Annotated in this window: 1 protein-coding gene; it reads right to left on the bottom strand. The window is 47.3% G+C overall.

Annotated elements, in window-relative coordinates; translation table 11 throughout:
• Window positions 1-3,240: transglycosylase SLT domain-containing protein (locus AXI59_RS15090; protein WP_061528627.1), on the bottom strand; the 3,240-nt coding region annotated here is incomplete at both ends.

The following is a 3,240-nucleotide window of genomic DNA, read 5'->3' as shown; positions in this document are numbered from 1 at the left end:
AATATAGCCAATAGCCGCTGCCGCATTGTGAATCGGGTTTCGGATATCATTCATGCCCGGTGCTTTATGATCGTTAAACGTGCTCGGGATTGTCTGCATGAGCCCTTGTGACGGATGCCCCGCTTTTGCGTTGCTGTCCCATAAGTTAATGGCGTTCGGATTGCCCCCGGATTCATTTTGAGCGATGGTCATTAATCCCGGAAGCCAGCTTAATGGCGTATTCGTAGCGCTCATTGCAGCCAAAAGCCACTCCTTGACGTTTCCTCCGGCAGCGCCCATGCCTGAAAAAGCGGCCGCGAGCGATCCTGCTTGTTTTTCGGCGAATTTTTTCACATCAACAGAACCCAGTCCCTTGACGACACCGACTGAAGCAAAGCGGCCGAGACTCATCATGACGCGGGAAGGAGAATGGATATCAAGCTCTTCCCGGAAAGCCTCCTCAACCTTTTTGGCCATATCTTTCGCCGCCTGTTTCACTTCGCTTCCTTTGGAAATCATTCCGGATACGAAGTTGCCGACTAAGCCAGATCCCCATCCGTTTGAGGCGTCCTTCGATTGCAGGAACGGTTTATCTACATGTGTGCTCACATATTGCGCCGTTCCGGTATCCTTTGCATTTTGCCCGGCCGAGAACCCTTTGACCGTTCCGATGCCCCAAGAGGATGATTGATTGACCGCCGATTGATAAGGCGTTTTGACTTTCGATTGTAAAAACGCATCGGTTCCCGTCTGCGTCGCATTTTGCCCTTTGGCATAGCTTGTGACGACTTGCTTTCCGTAGTTCGGGGAAGCAGAAATCAAATCATTAAACGGCGTGCTGATGTTCTTCTGTTTCCAGGTATCCATATCCACCGCATTGCTGCTGATGCCGGTGTCAAACCCTTCCGTAAATTGTTTGCCGAGTGCTGAAGCCTGGCCATTGAGGCCGGATGCATCAACAGACGGTGAAACGGATGCGGACATGGAAGACGCTGAAACGCCTCCTAAAGCCGGCGTACCGGCCGGGGATGCTGATGCCGAACCCATATCCTCGACAACTCGCATGCCGAGCTTTGATGCCGCTTGTGACAGAAGCATTTTGCCGCGGCCCCGATTATTGTCAACGGGAATGACAAACTCCTTGCCGGCTTCGCCGATCCATGAAATGGTCGGTTTTGTGATGTATCCGCCTGTGGCGTTTTTATCTGGCTTTTTCTTCTTATCTCCGCCGCCTGTCACAAAGTTTATAACGCTTGACACCGCGCCGCCCGCTTTGTCCCATATTTTTTTCACCCAGCCGAATGCCGCAGAAAATGCATCTGATATGGCTTCTCCCACTTTTGTAAGAGGCTCTTGAATGTTTTTCTCAAACCAGCCGCTTAACCCTTTCCAAATATCCTTTACAGTATCTAAAGCAGTCTGGAAAGCATCTGATATTCCTTTTCCGACATCTGTTACAGTGTTTTTCACAGGGTTCCATACCGTGTCCATGAACCAGCCGGAAACCGTGCTGAAAACAGACTTAATTTTATCCCAAGCTCCTGTGATATTACTCCAAATGGAAGTCGCTACTCCAACTACAGCTGCTTTAACAGGCTCCCAGACGGTGCTCATAAACCATGCCGATACTGTGCTGAAAACATTTTGAATGGTCGTCCATGCATTTACGATATTCGACCAGATGCTTGTCGCCACTCCGACAACGGCTGATGATACAGGCGTCCATACATTGTCCATGAACCATGCCGATACCGTGCTGAAAATGCCTTGAATGATCGTCCATGCATTTACAATATTCGACCAGATGCTTGTCGCCACTCCGACAACGGCTGATGATACAGGCGTCCATACATTGTCCATGAACCATGAAGAAACGCTCCCCCAAGTGTCTTGTATCGTTGACCAAGCACCTTGAGCGGCTTTCGTGATTTCATTCCACGTATCTTTCAAAGCTCCGGAATCAAAGGCTTCACCTAAGCTGGAACCGCCTAAACTGCCGGCGATTCCGCCTACCGCTCCTCCAATTAATGTTCCGACTCCGGGAACGACACTTCCTATCGCTGCTCCGGCAGCCGCCCCGGCCAAACCGCCGCCTGCTGAACCTATTTTTTCCCCAGCGTTGTCTTTATTCATTCCGACTAGATCAGTAAGTGACAATAATTCACCTATGCCGGGAATCCCTTTAGCCGCACCTTTTAATCCTTTCAGTCCGCCCTTTAATGTCTTGGAGCCTTCTATCCCTTTCAAAAGGCTCGCCATCCCTTTACTTGAACCTTTTGTTTTCGGTGTATTTAAAGAGGAATTTTGGCTTCTCTTTCCAGCTGTATCACGTTTGGAAGATTTATTTCTATCCTCGACTTTATTGCTGTTGCTGCGTGAGACTCCGGTGCAGCAGCAACAGCCGCCCCACGCGCCCCCTGTCTTTTTGGCAGACCTTCCGGATGATTTAACCGCCGGTCCGGCCGGCTGCGGCCGCTTGGTTACATTAGGGCGATTCGGGCTTTGGACACTTCCCCCGGACATGCTGCCCTTGCCTTTTTCATTTTTCTTTTTACCGCCTAATAACCCGCCAATATTGAAATTGCCCAATTTTTCAGCAATGCCTGTCATAATCTTTTCTAGAAATTCCCCGACTTTATCAATGATTTTATCCGGACTGAATTTCTCGATTTTTTTTGCGATCTTGCTGACAATGTTATCAACAAATTTTTCAGCTTTTTCTATGATTGCATCCGGACTGAATTTGCCGAACTTTTTATCAATGCCGCCGAACAATGATGATGTGAACTGGTCCACTTTTTCTAATATTTTATCAGGATTAAGAAAATCGAACTTCTCAGTAATTCGGTCAATGGTGTCATTCACAAATTGTTCCGCGCGCTTGATAATGGCATCAGGACTGAATTTGCCCACGACGTCGTCAACTTTTTTCATAAATGAATCTGTAAATTTGTCCAGTTCTTTTAATATTGATTCAGGGCTGAATTTGCTGACGATGTCATCTATCTTTTTCATAAAAGAGGCCGCAAATTTGTCCAGTTCTTTTAATATAGCTTCCGGACTGAATTTGCTGACGATGTCATCTATCTTTTCCATAAAAGAAGCCGCAAATTTGTCCAGTTCTTTTAATATTGATTCAGGGCTGAATTTGCTTGCTATATCGTTGACTTTACCCATGAATGAAGTCGTGAATTTATCCAGCTCCGCTAAAATTGTTTCCGGACTGAATTTGCTTGCTATGTCGTTGACTTTGCCCATAAA

The organism is Bacillus nakamurai (genome assembly GCF_001584325.1).
In the GTDB taxonomy this organism is placed as follows: domain Bacteria; phylum Bacillota; class Bacilli; order Bacillales; family Bacillaceae; genus Bacillus; species Bacillus nakamurai.
The sequence above is the reverse complement of the archived record's forward strand: the minus strand, read 5'-3'. Positions and strand labels throughout refer to the sequence as shown.